The organism is Alteromonas sp. CyTr2, from assembly GCF_947311905.1.
Taxonomy (GTDB): Bacteria; Pseudomonadota; Gammaproteobacteria; order Enterobacterales; family Alteromonadaceae; genus Alteromonas; species Alteromonas macleodii.
In genome coordinates this window covers 14,315-33,847 of sequence record NZ_CAMZMZ010000027.1, presented here as the reverse complement: position 1 = coordinate 33,847, position 19,533 = coordinate 14,315, and the positions used below count along the sequence as shown (strand labels likewise).

Annotated in this window: 21 protein-coding genes; 14 read left to right on the top strand and 7 right to left on the bottom strand. The window is 44.2% G+C overall.

The genetic code is table 11. The features are described 5' to 3' along the window. Positions 1-47 precede the first annotated feature (47 nt). Positions 48-971: a LysR family transcriptional regulator gene (locus QME20_RS14065; protein ID WP_061095293.1), complete on the top strand. Its 924-nt coding sequence runs from the start codon at positions 48-50 to the stop codon at positions 969-971. Between the two features lie 8 nt (positions 972-979). Here QME20_RS14065 and QME20_RS14060 read toward each other — a convergent pair whose 3' ends face one another. After that, positions 980-1,585, bottom strand: coding sequence for an exopolysaccharide biosynthesis protein (locus tag QME20_RS14060; protein WP_281716101.1), 606 nt, complete (start codon positions 1,583-1,585; stop codon positions 980-982). Between the two features lie 546 nt (positions 1,586-2,131). Between QME20_RS14060 and QME20_RS14055 the strand changes: the two genes are divergently transcribed. The 13 genes from QME20_RS14055 to QME20_RS13995 all read left to right on the top strand — a co-directional run bounded on the left by QME20_RS14055 (position 2,132) and on the right by QME20_RS13995 (position 12,437). Next, complete coding sequence (locus QME20_RS14055) at positions 2,132-3,463, top strand: sigma-54 dependent transcriptional regulator (protein ID WP_014949820.1); 1,332 nt, start codon at positions 2,132-2,134, stop codon at positions 3,461-3,463. A 16-nt stretch (positions 3,464-3,479) separates the two neighbouring features. Further along, entirely contained in the window at positions 3,480-3,704 is a 225-nt protein-coding gene (locus QME20_RS14050) for a hypothetical protein (RefSeq protein ID WP_014949821.1), read from the top strand. A gap of 4 nt (positions 3,705-3,708) precedes the next feature. Next, complete coding sequence (locus tag QME20_RS14045; protein WP_281716100.1) at positions 3,709-5,223, top strand: sensor histidine kinase; 1,515 nt, start codon at positions 3,709-3,711, stop codon at positions 5,221-5,223. After that, positions 5,213-5,665 carry a response regulator gene (locus tag QME20_RS14040; protein WP_049587620.1) on the top strand — a complete coding sequence of 151 codons (453 nt, stop codon included), beginning with the start codon at positions 5,213-5,215 and terminating at the stop codon, positions 5,663-5,665. The genes QME20_RS14045 and QME20_RS14040 overlap by 11 nt, the downstream gene beginning before the upstream one ends. A 12-nt stretch (positions 5,666-5,677) precedes the next feature. Further along, on the top strand, positions 5,678-7,762 hold the full coding sequence (locus tag QME20_RS14035; RefSeq protein WP_049587619.1) for a response regulator: 2,085 nt from the start codon (positions 5,678-5,680) through the stop codon (positions 7,760-7,762). Positions 7,763-7,992: 230 nt separating this feature from the next. Further along, positions 7,993-8,322, top strand: a complete 330-nt coding sequence (locus QME20_RS14030) for a hypothetical protein (RefSeq protein ID WP_049587618.1) — start codon at positions 7,993-7,995, stop codon at positions 8,320-8,322. 4 nt (positions 8,323-8,326) lie between these two features. After that, complete coding sequence (locus QME20_RS14025) at positions 8,327-8,866, top strand: hypothetical protein (RefSeq protein WP_049587617.1); 540 nt, start codon at positions 8,327-8,329, stop codon at positions 8,864-8,866. A 52-nt stretch (positions 8,867-8,918) separates the two neighbouring features. After that, positions 8,919-9,176, top strand: a complete 258-nt coding sequence (locus tag QME20_RS14020) for a hypothetical protein (protein WP_014949827.1) — start codon at positions 8,919-8,921, stop codon at positions 9,174-9,176. 24 nt (positions 9,177-9,200) lie between these two features. Then, positions 9,201-9,779, top strand: a complete 579-nt coding sequence (locus tag QME20_RS14015) for a hypothetical protein (protein ID WP_049587615.1) — start codon at positions 9,201-9,203, stop codon at positions 9,777-9,779. Positions 9,780-10,323: 544 nt separating this feature from the next. Continuing rightward, positions 10,324-10,968: a hypothetical protein gene (locus QME20_RS14010; protein ID WP_014949830.1), complete on the top strand. Its 645-nt coding sequence runs from the start codon at positions 10,324-10,326 to the stop codon at positions 10,966-10,968. Between the two features lie 134 nt (positions 10,969-11,102). Then, positions 11,103-11,780 carry a DUF2490 domain-containing protein gene (locus tag QME20_RS14005; protein WP_281716099.1) on the top strand — a complete coding sequence of 226 codons (678 nt, stop codon included), beginning with the start codon at positions 11,103-11,105 and terminating at the stop codon, positions 11,778-11,780. 247 nt (positions 11,781-12,027) lie between these two features. Beyond that, entirely contained in the window at positions 12,028-12,204 is a 177-nt protein-coding gene (locus QME20_RS14000) for a DUF1328 family protein (protein ID WP_014949832.1), read from the top strand. 38 nt (positions 12,205-12,242) lie between these two features. Next, positions 12,243-12,437: a hypothetical protein gene (locus QME20_RS13995; protein WP_014949833.1), complete on the top strand. Its 195-nt coding sequence runs from the start codon at positions 12,243-12,245 to the stop codon at positions 12,435-12,437. Between the two features lie 81 nt (positions 12,438-12,518). On the opposite strand, the gene QME20_RS13990 is transcribed toward QME20_RS13995, so the two are convergent. The 6 genes from QME20_RS13990 to QME20_RS13965 form a co-directional block, all read right to left on the bottom strand. Further along, positions 12,519-12,737, bottom strand: coding sequence for a hypothetical protein (locus tag QME20_RS13990; protein ID WP_014949834.1), 219 nt, complete (start codon positions 12,735-12,737; stop codon positions 12,519-12,521). Between the two features lie 13 nt (positions 12,738-12,750). Next, positions 12,751-15,693, bottom strand: coding sequence for a DUF349 domain-containing protein (locus tag QME20_RS13985; protein WP_281716098.1), 2,943 nt, complete (start codon positions 15,691-15,693; stop codon positions 12,751-12,753). Next, complete coding sequence (locus tag QME20_RS13980; protein WP_281716097.1) at positions 15,683-15,976, bottom strand: DUF1315 family protein; 294 nt, start codon at positions 15,974-15,976, stop codon at positions 15,683-15,685. The genes QME20_RS13985 and QME20_RS13980 overlap by 11 nt, the downstream gene beginning before the upstream one ends. After that, positions 15,977-16,303, bottom strand: a complete 327-nt coding sequence (locus QME20_RS13975) for a zinc ribbon domain-containing protein (RefSeq protein ID WP_014949837.1) — start codon at positions 16,301-16,303, stop codon at positions 15,977-15,979. Between the two features lie 266 nt (positions 16,304-16,569). Beyond that, positions 16,570-18,228, bottom strand: a complete 1,659-nt coding sequence (locus QME20_RS13970) for an AGCS family amino acid carrier protein (protein WP_187446300.1) — start codon at positions 18,226-18,228, stop codon at positions 16,570-16,572. A 109-nt stretch (positions 18,229-18,337) separates the two neighbouring features. After that, positions 18,338-19,477: a M14-type cytosolic carboxypeptidase gene (locus QME20_RS13965; RefSeq protein ID WP_014949839.1), complete on the bottom strand. Its 1,140-nt coding sequence runs from the start codon at positions 19,475-19,477 to the stop codon at positions 18,338-18,340. Positions 19,478-19,533: the final 56 nt, after the last annotated feature.

Genomic DNA, 19,533 nt, shown 5'->3' with positions numbered 1-19,533 from the left:
CACGCGTATGCTATAAGTAGCGTTAATTAAGAGTTTTAAGGCGCTGTATGCTGAAATCTACGTTAGAACAATGGCGAATGTTCAAAGCCGTCGTCGATGCAGGCGGCTTTAATCAAGCTGCTGCTGAAGTTCACAAAAGTCAATCGAGCGTTCACCACGCGGTTCAAAAGCTTGAAAACGCCATTGGAGTGTCATTGTTTGAGAATATTGGACGTAAAGTCCAGCTTTCGCCGCAAGGTGAACTTATGTATCGCCGTGCCTCTTTTTTGCTTAGCGAAGCGCACAAGCTCGAGGCCGTTGCCAATAGCCTTAAATCTGGCACAGAAACAACTTTACGCATAGCGGTAGATATTATTTTCCCGTCTGAATTGCTTTATAACGTGCTAGCGAAAGTTTCTGCTGAGTTCCCGCTCCTTCGTATCGAGATAGAAGAAACTGTACTCAGTGGCGCAAATTCACTTTTGAGCAATGGTAAAGTTGATTTAGGCATCTCTCCTTTCGCGTTTTCTAATGGCTTTAGCGAAGACTTGTGCGAAATTGAATTTGCAGCTGTCGCTCACGCCGACCATCCATTACACCAATTGGATAGAACGCTCACACTGGAAGACTTAAAAGCGTATCGTCAAATTGTGGTAAGGGATTCATCCGCGGAGCGTAAAGCTGATGTGGGCTGGTTAGGTGCAGAGCAGCGCTGGACCGTAAGCCACGTTAGAACGTCATTAGATATTATTGCTCAGGGGTTGGGTTTTGCGTGGCTGCCTATAGCAATAATTAAAGATGAGCTAGAAGACGGTACACTCGTTCCCCTTCCCCTCGATAATAATGCAGCGTTGCGTAAGGCGCTCCTTTATTTGTCTTTCGAAGACGGCGATACGTTGGGACCAGCTGCCCGTGCTTTTATTGGCGAGCTACGATATCAAACAATGAACCTTCCATCGTCAGATTTTATGCTCGATTCGTGTACTGAGTAGTTAGATCATCAACTTAGCGCGACTGCAAGGCGTTCAAACCCAAGTATAAAGCCAAATAGCGATAACGAAACACCAACTAACGCCACAGCACCGTCGTCTGTGGCCATGCCTATTGCCATAATAAAAACAGCAAAAGCGGGAATAAGCCCCATAAAGGGAATAAGCTCGAGTGGAATCATTACAAGTCCGCAACCCGCACAGCATAATGCGATGAATGATCTGAACACAGGCTGGCGCATGAAAAAACACCGAGGAACTAAAAAGCGGTCTACGCGTACTGCATACGGTTTAACCTTTTCGACAATGTAGCGAAGCTGATCGGCGTCACAGTTTAGTTGCTTCACTCTTTGCGGTAACCAAGGATGCCTACGACCGAGTAAAATTTGCAACGCGATGAGTAAAATCGTCCCACCCGCTAAAGATGGGATCCCAGGGATGGCCCCAATCGGTGTGCAAGCGATAAAAGATGGCAGCGCCAGCATTGGTCCAAAGCCCCTTTTCTCCATCACATCCCAAAACTCAGCAAACTCGAACTTATCTTGTCTTGCTCGCGGCTGCATTTTCCCCAACAACTCGTATAAGGTCATTGATCTTACAGCTGTTTTTCCCCACATCTTCAATTCCTTTGATATCACATTACCTGCGAACGTCGCGCTAATCAGACGGGCTTCTCGCCTAATTAATATACATTTCTCGCACCTAGTCGATTTGCCATAGTGAAATTGCAAGTAACTTTAGACAGTTAAATCGTGCGAAAAATATGCCATCGATTGCATGTGACGGTGTGTTAAAGACAGGAATACTTTTTGCAAATGCCCCTGATAAGTAAAATAAAATCACCTAATAAAACAAAAACAGATATAGACATTCTGTACTTTAGCGCGATGTGTACCGCTGATCGCAAAGAGTTGATAAATTAGAAGAAGGTAGCGCAACCGACTATCCCTGGCATCTAAGCAAATGTTCAAGGTTACCGGGTTGCTTGAGGCATTTAAATGTTTTCCGATGCGCTTACGCCTTATCGATTTAAACCAGCGTACAAATAAACTTTAAATATGCGCTTTAGCATTCAGCTATTAATAGCGTATGATAAAACTATAACATTGATTCTATTCCATATTTTTTCTGAATAGGAAACGAAAGAAGAGAGGGACATCCACGTGCTTACTGTACTTTTAGTTGATGACGACGCCGAGTTCACAGAAGTAGCTTGTACTATCATCGAATTTCTTGGCCACGAAGTACTTACCGCTGCCACACTCAAAGAAGCCCGCGATTGGTTAGAAAAAGAAACCTTTGACCATGTACTGCTTGATTTCATGCTACCCGATGGAAGCGGCGCACACTTGTTCAATGAATTAGATGCACTTCCTAAGCGCCCTCGCGTTACTTTGATAACGGGTCACCCTTCTGTGAAAAGCGTGATAAAGGGTCTGTGTGGCCCCACGGTCGACTACCTCGTTAAGCCAATTCAACGGGAGGAAATAGAGGCCGTATTAAGTCAAAAGCCAAAAGAAAAAGCACCTGCACAAGAAAAAATAGAGAAACATTTTGACTTGCTGATTGGTGAATCGCCAATTATGAAAGAGCTCTACAAGCTGATTTCTAGAGTGAGCAAAACCAGCGCTAACGTAATGCTGCTTGGTGAAAGCGGTGTAGGTAAAGAAGTGGTGGCTGCCGCAATTCATCGCGCTTCAGAAAGTGAAGGTCCCTATATTGCAACCAACTGTGGTGCATTCTCAAAAGAACTAATAGGTAGCGAACTTTTCGGTCACGAAAAAGGAGCATTTACCGGCGCTGTAGGTCGTAAAGAAGGTGTTTTCGAGCAAGCTGAGGGCGGCACGCTCTTTTTGGACGAAATTACAGAAATGCCCATTGATATGCAGCCCAACTTACTCCGCGTTTTAGAAAACAAGGTTGTTATTCGTGTGGGCGGAACGAAGACCATCCCGGTGAGCTGCCGCGTTGTATCTGCCACGAACCGAACAATGGAAGAGATTGCGCAAAGCAAAGTACTGCGCGAAGACATCTACTTCAGACTTGCGGTGTTCCCAATCACCATTCCTCCGCTACGTGAAAGAAAGGAAGATATTCCATTACTAGCAAAAACCTTTATTGCTGAATTCAATAAAGATAATGGCTCGCAATTTAAGTGGGAAGATAGTCAACTCGATACGTTACAAGCCTACGACTGGCCCGGTAACGTGCGTGAACTAAGACACTTTGTGCATCGCGCTGCCATTATGAGCGACCCTGAAAAGAGTGAGATTGAATTACCAAAAACCATTGAGTCGCCTTTCGCTCAAAAGCAGAGCACGACACCGGCACTCCAAGCCGGTAGAACCATTGAAGACGTGGAAAAAGAGCTAATTTATGCCACGTTGGAAAAAGTGAATGGCAATAAGACCACCGCAGCAGAAATGCTGGGAATTAGTACAAAAACGCTTTACAACCGTCTTCATGCATATGGTGACTTAAGTAAAGACGACTAAGTAAGAGGTATTCGGCATGACTAGCGAAGAATTTTCTCGACTAAGTGTTTATGTGCATGATGCACGCAAACCATTAAACAGAATATCAATGCAGGCTGAGCTAGTAAAAATGGCATTAAACGGTGACGTTCCACCTGAAAAGGCATTGGTGGCGTTGGATAAAATAATAAGCAGTGCTAAAGACTGCAGCCATACTCTTGCTGAAATGACATCAGAGTTAAGTGGCAATGTTTCGGATTAAGTAAATGATTACTAAAGTATTGTCTTCACTATACAGTTGGATAATTTTAGTTGTTCTGGTCATTATTGTAATAACTGCTAATTCATTTTACGTAGTTAGTACATTGAATGACCTTTCTGCTCTGGAAGCGCGGCTGTTCACTACGAACCGTGTTATCAATGCAGTTAACCGCCTTCACGTTGCTGTACTTCGCGTGGAGTCTGGTCAGCGCGGCTATATGCTAACTGGCGATGAAGAATATCTTACCGACTACACCGAAACGTTAAGCGTAGTCGGCGAATTAATGGATGAGGTAGAAGTAAGCTCCTTCTCTTCAGATATTAACGACCAGTCCATCCGCATCGAAGAACTTTTGTCTTTAACCAAAGCTAAAATCAATGAAGTCATTGAAATAGTTGAGCTGTATAAAGAAGGAAAAGAGCAACAAGCTGTCATTTTAGTGAATAGCGATAAGGGTATAAAACTCTACAAACAGTTTGAAACCTTATTTAGAGAAATCGACGGTTCAGAACGAGATATGCAAGGCACGCATTTAGCCAACTTAATGAGCCTAAGAAGGGACTCTGTTAATACGCTGATCATTTCCTCTGCAACGACTCTGCTACTGATTATTACGGTATTTTTGTTGCTCAAAATAAATTCCCGTGAGCATGAGAAATACCAAGCTGACCTAGAGTCTGTTAACGAAGATCTAGAATCTCGGATAGCAGATAGAACGCAAGAGTTAAGTGTTTATTCAGACGAATTAGCACGAAGTAATAGAGAGTTGGAAGATTTTGCCTTTGTGGCGTCACACGATCTGCAAGAACCATTAAGAAAAATTCGGGCATTTGGTAACCGCTTAGAATCGGGTTACAACGATGTGATAGACGAACGTGGCAAAGATTATCTTGCGCGCATGCTCAATGCAGCAGAGCGGATGTCCATGCTTATTTCAGATCTTCTCGCCTTTTCTCGCGTTTCCACACGAGGTAAAGAGTTTGACGACGTTAATCTAGGCACCGTAGTGGATAGCATCATGGGCGATTTGGAAATCGCTATCGATGAAAAGTCTGCGCAAATACATGTTAGCGATTTGCCGACTATTCGCGGTGACAAATCGCAATTAGAGCAGCTGTTTTTAAACTTAGTGTCTAACGCACTGAAATTTCAGAGCGAGGGAGTGAGACCTGAAGTAACGATATCTGCAAGAGACGCGACGGAAGAAGAAACGAAAGACATTCTGCTTGCTGAAGAATACGACTGGACAAAAATAACCGTATCAGACAACGGTATAGGGTTCGAGCAATCGTTTGCTGAAAAAATATTTGCCCCTTTCCAACGCCTTCACGGTAGAAGTGAATACAAAGGTACGGGTATTGGGCTTGCCGTTTGTCGTCGTATTGTAGAACGGCACAACGGTCAAATAACCGCAGTTAGTTCTCCCGGAAAAGGGGCAACGTTCTCGATAATAATACCCAAAAATAGTGAACCGTTTGGTTCTAACAACAATAATGGAGAAACACACAATGACGCGTAAACAAACTCAGCCTATCAATATTCTTATGGCGGACGATGACGAAGACGACCGCTTACTTACGGTTGACGCGCTCAATGAAAGCCGCGTTCTAAACAATCTGTTTTGTGTTGAAGATGGCGTTGAATTATTAGAGTTTCTTCGTCATGAAGGTAAATATACAGATCCTGCTTCGGCACCGCGACCTAGTCTTATTTTACTAGATTTAAACATGCCAAGAAAAGACGGTAGAGAGGCGCTGCAAGAACTGAAAAACGACCCCAAGCTTCGCAGTATCCCAGTGGTAATTCTCACAACCTCTAAAGAGGAGGAAGATATGCTACGCGGTTATGATCTAGGTTGCGCATCTTACATTACAAAACCAGTGAACTTTGAAGGATTGGTTGAACTAATGCGCGCGCTCGGACGTTACTGGATAGAGTTCGTAGAATTACCACACGAGTAAAAGAGGTACTAGATGTCAGAGGTAATAAAAATTTTATTGGTAGAGGATGATGAAGATGATTACTTCTTAACCTCTGACTATCTAGCACAGTGCGAGTCACCTACGTTTGAGTTGACGTGGGTGACGAATAGCTTAGACGCAGTGGAAGCATTAAAGACACAAAGTTTCGACCTGTGTTTGTTAGATTACTTACTGGGTGCAGAGAACGCGATTGATGTATTGGGTGTTTTAAAATCTAACCAGTTCAATTTACCCGTGGTGATACTTACCGGACAATCGGATGCTACGGTGGATGAAATGGTCATGCGAGCAGGTGCCGCAGACTATTTGCAAAAATCGGAAATTGAATCACCGCGGTTTATGCGCACGATTAGATACGCCATGGTTCGTCGTGACATCGAGAACGAGCGAATTGAGCGGAACAAAGTAGAGCAAAAGAACAAGGCCAAAGATAAGTTCCTTGCGCATTTAGGGCATGAGCTGCGCACCCCCCTCACCTCTATTCTTGGCTACACCGAACTGCTTATAGACGATGCGAGAAACAGCCCTTTTCAACAAGAGTTATCTATTATCCACTCTAATGGCAAGCACCTGTTAAGCCTACTCAATGATTTGCTAGACATGTCGCGGATAATGGCAGAGAAACTTGAACTCAACATTAAGGAAGTGAACTTAAGCGCGTTTTTGACGGACATTCACTCATTAATGCGTTTGAATGCCAAAGACAAAGGACTAAGCCTTAACGTTGTTTCAAAAACAAAAATACCAGAGTTTATACACACAGATCCTACCCGCCTGCGTCAGGTATTGTTGAACCTTATTTCGAATGCCGTGAAATTTACCGACAAGGGCAGTATCACGCTTACCATCTCTCTCGACGAGCCGTCAGAAAAAGATTCGAGTCAAACACTGCTGCGATTTTCTGTAGATGATACAGGTATCGGCATGCCGCCTGATAAGCTCAGCAATATTTTTCAGCCTTTCGAACAAATAGAAGATGTAATGCGCGCCAATCATGGCGGAGCAGGACTTGGACTTGCCATTTGCAAAGAGCTTGTCACTAAACTGGGCGGCGACATTGATGTTAAGTCTCGTTTAGGAGAAGGCAGCACATTTACATTTGATATAAACCCTGGCGATGTTTCTGAACAGCCTCGTATAGATCTTGAATTAGGCCAAATTCAACCTGTCGAGTCTAGTAGCATCAATTTAAACGTGACTGGACGCGTATTAATTGTTGATGACTTGCGAGAAATTCGACGTCTAACCGGCCACCTTGTGAGTCAATCTCAAGCTGACATTAGCTACGCTGAAAATGGCGTAAAAGCACTGGAAGCCGTGTTGCAGGCGGATGAACACAACCAGCCCTTCGACCTCGTTTTAATGGATATTCATATGCCAGTGATGAATGGCATAGAAGCCCTACATGCGATTAGACGACATGGGCAGGATATCCCAGTGATAGCCGTCACAGCAGCAAGCCGCAAAGGCTTAAGAGAATCGTTAATTCGCGAAGGGTTTAACGACGTAATTGGAAAACCGATTGACCGGTTTGCACTGGCTAACTTGCTTTCGCAATACCTCCCGCCAGGTAATCACGTAACATTTACCAACGTGGAGGCACAAGTTGCAGACATGCCAATAGACAAGCCGCACGCTCCAGAGGACGAAACCGCTTATCGAGGACTTGCAGATAATGGGCAAGCAGAGCAGAAAATCCAGTCTACTGATTCAAAAGGTAATTCAGATCAGCCTGCCAATAAGCATATACTTGTGATTGAAGACGATGAGGATGCGGCGGAGCTACTACAATTGTTTCTTTCCCACTTAGGTCATACGGTCACTACTCAGTACAGCGGTGCTGAAGCATTACAGGCTGCAGAAAATCAACGTTTCGATCACATTCTTATGGATCTTACCCTTCCCGATTATAACGGTTACGACTTAGCGAGTGAGCTCAAGAAAAAGCTACCAGATGCCATCCTTACTATTGTAAGCGGCCACGAAGCGGACTCCGAAACGATGACAACTATAGGGATCAACAGTGCACTGCTCAAACCTGTCACTAAAGACGATTTAGCCTCGGTAGTGGGCTGAAAAGTTAATTATTTCGCTGCCAACCTGTACCGATTGTCGGAGGTTGAGCAGCGCATCATCAAGAGCAAGAAAATATTACAGACGTAAGACACAACAGTGTGTGAGACTTGCACATAAGCACCTCACGCAACAATAGTAAAATAAAAATAAATCATATAAAACAGTAAGATAATAATTTGGTATATCAGTTGCAGCTACCTATATGAACCTAAAATATTAAGGAGAGTATTATGGCTACACAAGCTTCAGTTAAATCGCAAACAGCTAAACATAACGATACAAACAGCGTGGCTGAGCCGAGTCACCCAGTAACGGATCAACTGAAAGATTCTCTTCATGCGTCAGTAGACAAGTTAGCAGACAGTGCAGGCATTGCGGAGGAAAACATTCGTCGCACTGCTACATCGTCTGCAGAGAACATGTCAGCGAGAAAGCGTCTGGCGCAGCAGAAATGGCAGGCGTCAAACGTACGTAAATATGCCATTGAAAACCCAGTAGCGACAGCGGGTATCGCATTCGCAGCAGGAATGTTAGTGACGTCACTTTTACGTAAGAAGTAATTCGATGACTGTACCTGATTTTCGAAGAGCAAAGTACAATTTGTGCACAGAAAATCCTTTTCGCCTGACGCCGCCCGCGGCGCAGGCGAATCTTAATGTTAAAAGCAACGGTGACAATGCAAACGCTGCATCAGCAGCCTCTGAACACTCTACGCAACACAAGTCGACGCAACAGAATTACCCCGACCCATCGTTTTCGGATATCTTCTCGGCATTCTCTGAAGCATTTACCCAGCGAAAAGCGCAGGGTTTAGCGTTTTTAGAGCTCACTAACAGTGAATTGATGCTCATTAAAAAGAGTTTCTTTGTTACAGTCTTTGCATGCTTAGCGGCATTTGCGGTGGGCACTGTATGTTGGCTCATTTTAAACATCGCTATTGGCGCTATACTTCATAGTGTGGGCGTTAGCTATGTGGTAGTTCCACTCCTGTTGTTGGTGTTTAACAGTGTTGCGGCCTTTTGTTTATTTAAACTTGCACAAAATTCATTTAATTACTTGAGCTTTAGCAGACTCATTCAAACGTGGCGACGGGTTTTCGGATAGTGAACACACTTACCATTGCGTAATAAATCACGGCCAATAATGAGGAAAAGAGATGAACATTTTTTTAAAATCGAATATGAAAGATATAGCACAGAAAGAGCATGCTTATTTTTCGCAAAAACATCATGCAGATGTTGCACTTACACAAGCAAAGAGGCAATGTAAACTGATGATGGGAAAGCCTGAAACATTGCTTGGCATCGCAACCCTTGGCGCATACAAGGGTGCGGTAGATGCAAAACCCAAAGCAAAACGCAATCAAGCCCTAATGGCAATAAGTAGGACTGCGCTATTGTCGTTATTTCAATGATCACAGTATTAAGGAATATGTGAGATGAACAACAAAAAAAATATGAAGAAAAGTCGTTTGACGCTTGCCTGTGTTGGTGTGGCGTTTAGCCTTGCAATAGTAGGTTGTTCATCGACCCCTGTAGCAGCCCCTACCCCTTATAAGTCAGCGAGTTCCAAAGCTGCCTATGGCTATTCGAGCGAAAAAATTTCTGAGAACGAATACAAGGTTCTTTTTAAGGCAACAGACAAAACTCCTGCTGATAAAGTACAGCAATATGCCCTTTACAGAGCAGCGGAAATTGCTCAAAAGCAAGGCTTTACCTATTTAGCTATTGTTAAAACCAACGTGGATAAAAAGCCAGTTGTTGCGCGAGAAGTTATGGCGAACAAGGAAGAGCCCGTGGCATTTCAAACAGACAGGCAGTGCACTATGTCAGGCTGCGATGAAGTGGCACAGCCTATGGCCGTCCCAAGCTCAAGCGACGTTGTGAAAACTCAAATTAACGACATCTACTTTACTATTGATGTAATGATGGCGAATGATAAAACGCGTCTAGGTAAAAATGCTTTTACTGTCTTAGAGGTACTATCAGAGCCTCTGGAGCCAAAAAATGGCAACTAGCTGAGCGTTTTGCCGCTCACTAATGCTCTGAAACATCAGTTTTAATAGAAATGCTTTTCAGGCCCTAGTTGCAGTTACTGAAAAGCATCGCTCAAACACATAAGCAAAACCGTAATGTGTTTTAAAGCCAACAACCTGTGCACTAGTCTTTATTACTTTTCTGTTGTGGCTAACAGACCACTGGCTAACTGCATTCTTCACTTTTCTACAAACTTGGGCGGTGTCATATTCGTTTCTTCTTGAAAAAGTCGATGACACTGCTGCTATCACAGCCCTTTTCTCTAATTTAAAGCCTCTAATCTATAGCCTCTAATTTATAGCTGTTATCCATTCTTCTGAAGTGCTTCTTGCATTTTTAATGACCCGTTAATCTTCTATTAATGTTGTACAAAAGTCTCCGTCATCATAGCTCGCTATCATTAAACCCATAAACTGCAGAGCAGATTTATAAGCCTCTAGCAACAACGTTGTAGCGGTACTGCTCTAAGCAATTGAATCAGGTAATAGCACATATTTATTTTGCAAATGACTAAGGAGTCAGGCGATGAGAAAGCTAAGCACGTTAATGACAAAAACTACCCTTGTAGCAGCTACAGTAATGTTGGTGACTGGTTGCAGTGCAGTGGCAAAACCGCAGATGGAGCATTCAGCTAGTTCGAATGTTCCGGCGTTAAAAGCTAAAGCACTCGACAACGCATTACTTTATTCCGACGAATGTATTACTGAGCGAGAAGTGGTAACGGCACAAAAGATGTGGGGTGACGGCATAGTGCGAATTGGTGCAGTATTTAGCAATGATGGTGATTACTCTGGCGAAGCCGCAGATTTCATCCAAGCTATGTATGGTTACGATTTAAGCAGCGTACTGTTTAAACCAACGCTTGCAGCTAACGACCAGTTCCGTTCAAGCTTCGATGCTGCGCTTTCATACTTTGTTGGTGGTAATGACGCTTACGAAGAGGACAAAGGCTTTGCTATAAAGCCATACACAAATGTGAAATTCGATAATGTGGGTATTATCAACAACAGCTGTCGCATGGCCGTGGCGATGGGCAACTACTTCTTTACCGATACAAAAGGTGGCGAAACGAAGGTGGAATACACTTTTGCCTATGTCAAAGATAGCGACGGCGACCTGCGTATTGTTGCTCACCAATCTTCGTTACCTTACAACCCAAACGGTAACTAAATAGGCCATTGCCCCTCCATTCTTAGGAAGTGTGAGGGGCGAAACACTCTCCCTTTGCAGGCAAGGCGTCCCTTCCCTTTCGCTTTGCCTCTTTTTTATTTTCAACGAGAAAAACTATGTGCGCAAAACGAATTATGACGCGTTGCGTCTTACTACTTGTGATGGCGATGACAGCCGGCGTTAAGTCACACGCCGAGTCAGATTTTCAATCTTGGAACGCCCTCGCACTCACTGGAGATGCCGATGATAAAGGTAAATGGCAATTTTGGTTTGACGGTCATTTACGCTTTAAAGACGACGCATCTCGCCTAGGCGTTTCTATCGTTCGTCCCGGTGTCGGCTACAAACTTTCAAGCGATACGACCTTGTGGCTGGGTGTTGCAAGAGTAACGATAGACTCAGACAACGGTTCAATTGAAGAAGACAGGGTGTGGCAGCAAGCCACGTATTCATTAAGCAAATTTATGGGCGGTACCATTTCAGGTAGAAGTCGTTTGGAGCAGCGATTCAGGAGCGATGAAGGCGGTGATACAGGCTATCGGTTTAGAAAATTTATACGGTGGTCGAAACCTTTAAATGAGCAATGGTCAATGGTCGTGTGGGACGAGGTATTTTGGGGTTTGAACGACACAGACTGGGGCCAAAATAGCGGGTTTGATCAAAATAGACTTTACGTGGGACCGGCCTATCACCTCAACAAGAAATGGCGCGTCGAGATGGGATACTTACATAATCATATTGCGTCGCCAGGCGCCAATTCAGACGCCATAACAAACCACAACCTTGCTCTCACATTCTTCGGAAGCTGGTAAGAATCAAAAAATAACTCCAGCCAAAGGCCCTTAACACACAAAGAGTAAAGTTGGGTGACTAGGGCCTTACTCAATCATGTAAAAAATGCATTCGTACGTGTAATCGTGACGTTAATTGCCTGCAGATACGGCCTGACAACCAGAGAAAAATTAAATTATATCAATATATTTCAATAACTTAAAAAAACAGGCACAAAGATAGCATTAGTTAAAGTGAAAGTAACGGAAGCAATACGAGGATTTAGTTATGTTAGGTTGGGCAATCACATTTTTTATCATCGCCATTATTGCAGCAGTTTTTGGTTTTGGAGGCATCGCAGGTGCAGCAACAGGTATCGCACAGTTTCTTTTCTTTGTGTTTATCGCGTTGCTCGTAATCTCACTTATCGCAAATGCGTTACGTGGTAGAGCACCAAGAGCCTAAGAGTTAGAAGTATTTTAATAGGAAAAAGGAGTAAGGATATGTTTTCATTTAAAAACTTATCAAAGGTACTAGTAGCATCAGCATTTGCACTATCACTAGCAGCTTGCGGTGACGGTGAAGCGGAAGACGCAGGCGAAGAGCTAGACGAAATTGTTACCGATGCAGGTAATGCCGTTGAAGACGCTTGTGAAGATGTGAAAGAAGGCGTAGACGCTGAAGATAAAGACTGTTAATCACGTTTTTATCAAAAAAGGGCCAGACAATTGTCTGGCCCTTTTTGTATTTACAGTCGACGTGGTTTGACCTATGGTTAGTTAAGACACTTCTTCACCACCTAACTCACGAGCAAGATCGTCTAGTGTAGATAGCGTCGAATCAAATTCACCTACGCCGTAACGGTATTTTACACTCACGTGATGATCCGTACGCCCGAACTTCACTCTTAACCCTTCTGCGTCAATATGCTTCACGGTATTCAAAAAGCGATAGGCAGACATTTCTGTTTCAAATTGAAACTCAACACTGTTTTCCATTTAGGCTTTCCGTTTAAGCAACAATTTCAGGATGAGTATCAATAACTGAAACAACTCGTTGCAGCAAATGGTTATCTTCTTCGCTTATCGAGTCGTATGATAACCAGTCAGCAAGAATGTCGGGAGCTGTTGCCGCTTCGCCTTGTTCCAACTTAGATGTCATCATTTGTAGCTGTACGCTAGAGCGTATAGATGCGTCTGCATCTGGGCTTGGCATACCAGTTGCGACTTCTAATGCTACCGTCAACCATTGTCTATCGTGCTGAGTTGTTTTATTTCCAGTTGACTGACCCAATACGCTTGACCAACGCTTCCCTAACGTTTCCGCTAGAGATTGCTCATCACCACTTCCCTCACCTACACTTAGCTGTAGTAAAGAAATCAGAGCCTGAGCTCGCGCCAATCGGGCTTGAGATTGTGCATTTTTCGCTTGCGCCGCGCGCTTACTTTCAAGTGAATCAATCTTTTTATCTACTTTCGTACGTTGCGCTTTAGGCAAGTCGGTTAACTGAGCGCGAACGTCGCTTATTGATTGACTGAACGTTGCATCATCGCTGTTGATGTCAACAGCTTCCACTTGCTTGAGTAGCGAATCTACTAACGCGTTAAATGCATTATTCTGTACTTTCCGCTCGGCTTTTAAACGTTCAAATACGGTGTCATTGGCAGCCTTAAATTCTGCCCACAACTTACTCTCTTCACGTTTACCTGCATGGCCTACCTGCTTCCATTGGCTTTGCAATTGCTGAGCCTTGTCGGCAGCGCCAGCGACATCTTCTTCCATAGCAAGTTGACAAGCTTGGGTGACTAACGCACGCTTTTGGGCTTGGTTGTCACTTTGCCATTGATTTACTTTAGCCTGAATGGGCGATGATACCGCCTTCCATTCTTGCTTCAGCTGTTCATAAATTTCACGTTCAACCTGACCTGCAGCGTGCCACTGTTTAGACACTCTATCGAAAACTTTCACTAACTCGGCTTCCGGCATGTTAATGTCCATTGCCTTAACGGTAGCGATAATCGACATACGCTGTTCACGCGCAGCAGCCCGCTGTGCATCTAACTTCGCGTAATGCGCTCTACAAGGCTCGAAGGCCTTTTCAAGTGCATCATCGAATTGCTGCTGTAACAACGCGTCATCACTACTTTCTTCACTCGTTGACGATGACGGTGTTAGTGATAACCATTGCTTACGCAGATACTTAATGGCCTCACTTCTTTGCTTAATATTTTCTGCATCAGCGCTGGCTAACGCTTTTGCTTCTTCTACAAGAGCGGGTTTGCGCGGCGCAGCAAGGTAATCCTGCCATCCTTCTAAGCGCGACACATCACCAGCGGTCTTTTCAAAACGCTTCTCTACATACTTTTTCGCTGAACCAGGAAGCGCAGCATAACTTTCCTGAAGCTTTGCAAATTTTGAAATAGCAACGCGGAATTTACCCTGAGCAATTAAGTTATCGATAACGCTAATGTGCTTTCTAATGTGTTTTACTTGCTCATTTTCTTTGGATTTTTGAGCACGCTCTTTGGCATTTACAGTGCTTGTCGCTGCGTTGAAACGTTTAGACAACGCCTTAGGAATGGCATCGATTTCGCGACTAAGCGCTTTATACGCTTGACGTGCTTCGTCAAACTCCGCTTTAAGAGCCACTACACTACTGCTTTGTAATGCGTCGCCACCATTTACCTGACTCAAATCCTCAGTCGATGCGCTAGCTTCTTCAACGCTCACATCACGGGTATCTTTACCCGACTCGCTATCGCTTGCCGAAACGATCTTAGCGGCAATGTCTTCGAGCGCCTGAAGTTTTATCAGTAGCTTTTGGCCGTATTGCTGCTGCATAGAGAAGCGATCAAGCTGCTCGTTTAGTTCGTCGACAGAGCGCTTAATCTGTGTAATTCGCTTATCAGTTGCAGATTCATCATCGAGACGCGCTAGCTGTTCGAGCGTTGCTTCAACACCGCGCACGCTTTCATTAACCGTAGCAACATCAGCAAGCGTCGCTTCACAAAGCCTGTTATTGTACAACCAAGCTACCTGCTCCTTGGCATAAGTAAGCTGCTGTTCGCACAATGCTCTGGTATTAGCACGTTGCGACGCTTGTTGCTTCTCTTCCCATGCTGGGCGGATACGGCTTAAATATCGCTCGAGCTGCTCACCAATACGCGCACGCTTTTCTTCATAATCAACGCGTTCTTCTGAAGTGAGTAAGTCAATTTGAGCAAACAGCCCTGTCAATTCGCTCTCAAGCTCATTGCGCTTTTCATCAATGGTTTCTACATCTGATTTGTCGAGCAAAGCCTGATATTTTGAAAGTCCCAAAGTGAGCTGCTTTTTAAGCTCCACTGGGCGCTTTGCAGCCTCTTTGATAGCATCTATCCGCGCATTAATTTGCGTAACAAGCGCATCATCTGACACTTTCTTAGCAAGCTTTTGCAGATCTGATACGTCTGAATGTGCGTTGACTAGTTGAGTCTGCAGTTGGGGACTTGCGCCTTCTAAAAAAACAAACTGGGTGAAAGATGGCTTCGCTACTTTTTCAATTAGCGCGTTAGCTAGCGCATCATCTTGTAAGAGCGTAGGCTCTTTCTTCAACATTTGCGGTACTAACTGCACTACCAAATCGGCGTTGGCTGTTTCAGTTAAAAAAGAGAATATCTCTTGGCGGGAGAGTGTGACATCCCCCTCGCCTAACAAAGCGGCGTTTACCTTTTTCTCCGCCGCTTTTTTAACGCGAGACTGCTTGGCAATTTGTGACATTTTAAGCCACAGCACAAAGCTATTAAGCTTTTCGAGTGCTGCTAAACTGACATTTGCATCTTCGTCATTAAATGCCAGTTCGTGAAGAATTGTTTTTTCCTGTGCCTTGTCGGGAGAAAGACTCTCGATTGCCTGCATCCGTTTTTCAGGCTTTGGGCTTTGGTGTGAAGGCGCAAATATACGACTAAATATCATCCTGTTTAAACCGCGCTATTGTATTATTATCATCCTGCTCATCGCGTAACGAGCGTTTAAAGTCGGCTTTACTTTTATGTACAATTTCGCCGCTTTCACCTACTGTCATATGCTCAGAGGACTTTTCTATTTTTGCTTGATACAGCATAACAACCTGCATACTGCTTGCTTTTTGCTCTTCGTTTAAAGGCGTGCCATCTGGCCACTTACCTGTTTCAACAGCCTGACGCAGACGCTCGTAAATCTCCGGCGTCATGCTGGCTAAAAGTGCTTCTATATTCATTTAGGAAAAACGCTTTATGTAAACAATACGCGCGCGGTTTACTAAGTACCAAACAAAGCCAACCACTGCGCCCAAAATAGCTAAATTATGTTGCAAATCACCTGGGCGTGTTCCGCCCCAATACATGAAGCCAAAACTCGCAACGAATATCAGCATAGCAAGAAGGGATTGGTTCTGGATACTGGCTAACTTTTTAAATCTTTGTAAGCTTTGTTTGCGCTCTATATCTTCAGAGGTCGCATCACCGATTTTAAAGTCACAGTGAGGACACGTCTTCGCTTTGTCAGACGTTTTTTTGTTACACGAAGGACAGTCAACTAATGCCATATGTTGCTCCTGTTTATTGGGTGCGAAATGGAAATGCGCAACTCGCTATTGAGCGAAGACGCATTTATACGCGGATGGGTATCATACTTAAGTTCATCACAACAATGAAGTCGATTCTGTGGATTAACCTTATCGCCATAAAACAAAAATGCGCAGGGTGTTAACTTTTATACAAAGTTCACCGCTACGCATTTTTACCTGATAGCCAAGTTGCGTTTCCCTTCAGTGAAACTCAAGAAGGGGCAATGCTTTAGGCAATACTCACCTTATTTTTTATGTCGAGACCAGTAGTCGTTAACCGTTTCTTTCATCTCTTTACAAAGCAACATGATGCCGAACAAGTTTGGCAAGGTCATTACCACGATAGCCACAGCTGAAAGTGCCCAAACTAATGTGGTGTCAGAGAATGCAGCCCAAACGAAACCGGCGACGTAGATGACGCGATACGGCATTACGGAGCGAGGACCGAACAAATATGTCATAGCGCGATCACCATAATATGACCAAGCGATGGCGGTTGAGAACGCAAACAGCATAAGCCCAATTGACACGATATATTGACCGAAATCGCCAAAGAAACCGCGAGTAAAGGCAATGGTGGTGAGCGCTGCCGAGTGAACCAGTGACTTACCGCTTACTTCAAGGTTCTCTTTAACCGGCTTTCCGTCGACAATCTTAAGCGTGCCAGTAAACAAGTCTTCACTACCTACTGCATACTTCACGTTTTCTGCTACAGACCTAGCGTTAAGCAGTGTAAAACCATCGCTTACAGCCGTGCCGTTAACAACGGTAATTGAGCCAGTATAAGGCTGTACATTGTTACCTTCAATTTCATTCAAGTAACCATATAGTTTGTTTACGTCATCCTGATTCGAGTCGTCGTATTGACCTGCAACAAAGTACATGTCTGAACGATCGAAGACGTTTTCGTGTTTTTCTTTCCACACGCCAGACGACAAAATAACCAAACCCGTTACGGTACAAATTAGAATAGTGTCGATAAAGGGTTCAAGCAGTGACACCATACCTTCTGACGCAGGCTCTTTCGTTTTTGCCGCTGCGTGAGCGATAGGTGCAGAGCCTTGACCCGCTTCGTTTGAAAACAAGCCTCGGTTAACCCCACGGTTAAACGCATAAGCTAATGAAGCCCCCAAGAAACCACCTGCGGCAGCTGAACCAGTAAACGCATCACCGATAACTGCGGCAAACGAAGGCCCAATGTTGTCTAGATTAGCGAAAATAACCGCTAGCGCACCGATAAGGTAGATAACAGCCATAACTGGAACAACACGCGCTGTAAACGCGGCAATGCGTTGGATACCACCAAGAATGACCAAGGCTAGAAGAATACCCAGTACACTACCTACCATCCAAGGCTCGAAGCCAAACGTTGCTTCGATACTTTGCGCGATACCATTACTTTGAGGAAGGTTTCCGGTACCAAATGAGCTGACTACCGTAGCAACAGCAAATGCAACCGCTAACCACTTCATGTTTAGGCGACGGTCCATGTAATACATAGGGCCACCGGCCATGGTGCCGTCTTCTGTCTTTACGCGATATTTGTGCGACAGAGTAACTTCAACGAATTTTGTAGTCATACCTAAAAAGGCGGTTACCCACATCCAAAATAGTGCAGCCGGCCCACCGAGAAAAATTGCAAACGCAACACCTGAGATGTTACCTGTACCTACGGTACCAGACAGTGCGGTAGTTAGCGCGCGAAAATGGGTGGTGTCGCCTGGATCGCTTTCTTTATCAAACTTACCGGTAACAACCTGCCAGGCATGTTTAAAGAAACGAATTTGCGGAAACTTAAGATAAACCGTAAAGAAAAGACCTACGCCTAACAGTACATAAGGAAACCAGAACGCGCCCCCTAAGAAACCATCGAGCATAGTTAGAAAACCATATAACCCTTCCAACGTTATTCCCCTTTTTTATTATGTTTAATTGTTGTTTTATTTTAATAATTAAAAGGCCTCTTTTTGTCGAGGCCTTTTTTGCGGAAGCTTTCGCTTCCTTATTCTTGTTTTATTGCTCTGATGCTTTTAGCTTTTTAACAACTGCATTCACACCAATAAGTAAATCTTCACCTAATTGACGGCTACGCTGTACCGACCAACCGTAGATATCGTCCGGTACATCTGCATTGTCTTTAAATGGCATTTCCACCGTATATGCCATACATTTAAATTTCTCGCCCACCGCATTTGACGCTACGGTTAAATTAGCCTTGCCTGGCTCATCTTTATCGTAACCAAATTCATCTTGAAACTCTGGCGTAGCGTTCAACAGCGCATCTTTAAACGTATTTTCAAGCATTTTGATGGTGTCATTGTAGCTAGGGTTACCCTCACTTCCTGCGACAAAGTTGTACGGCAATGCCTCATCACCGTGCAAATCAAGATACATGTCTACACCAATTTCGCTCATTGCATTCAGTACGTAAAGTACTTCTGGGCTTTTTTCTTGCGAAGGCGTTGCCCACTCACGGTTTAGATTGGTTCCTACAGCGTTGGTACGCAGATGACCGCGTGCGCTGCCGTCTGGGTTCATGTTTGGTACAATGTAGAAAACAGCATTATCAAGCAACTGTCGCGCCAAACCATCTTGCTCGTCGAGCAGACGGTAAATAATACCTTCGGCACACCACTCGGCCATGGTTTCGCCAGGGTGTTGACGTGCCGTGATCCAGACTTTTTTCTTTTCTGGTGTTTCTTCACCGATAACCAGCATAGACATATCACGGCCATCAAGGGTAAGACCTAGGAATTTGTGCTCGCACAGTAGTGACATCTGCGCGTCGTGCACAAGATCAAGGTGACGTTCGTAGCTAAAAGGAATGAAATACGCGAAGTACACACTTGGCTGTTCTAGCGTTAGTGAGAACGTAAGATTGTCACCGTCAAATTCGCTAGGAATTCTAAACCAAGTTTGACGGTCGTAAGACGCTAGAACGTTATATCCCTTCCAACCTTCTGGATACGCTGACTTAGCCAGATTACCAATAGTCATTGTGTGAGTTACAAACGTTTCGCCCACTAAACGAAAATGGAACCACTGAGCAAATTCAGATTGGTTGTCGTTGGGAATGGTTAGACGGATATCGTCTGGTGATTGTGCGCTAACAACTTCAATGTTACCGCTGTCGAATTGACTGGAAATATGCATAGACTGTCGTTTTCCTCATTATTTGAGCGCTAATTTAGCATAGACGTAAACACAAA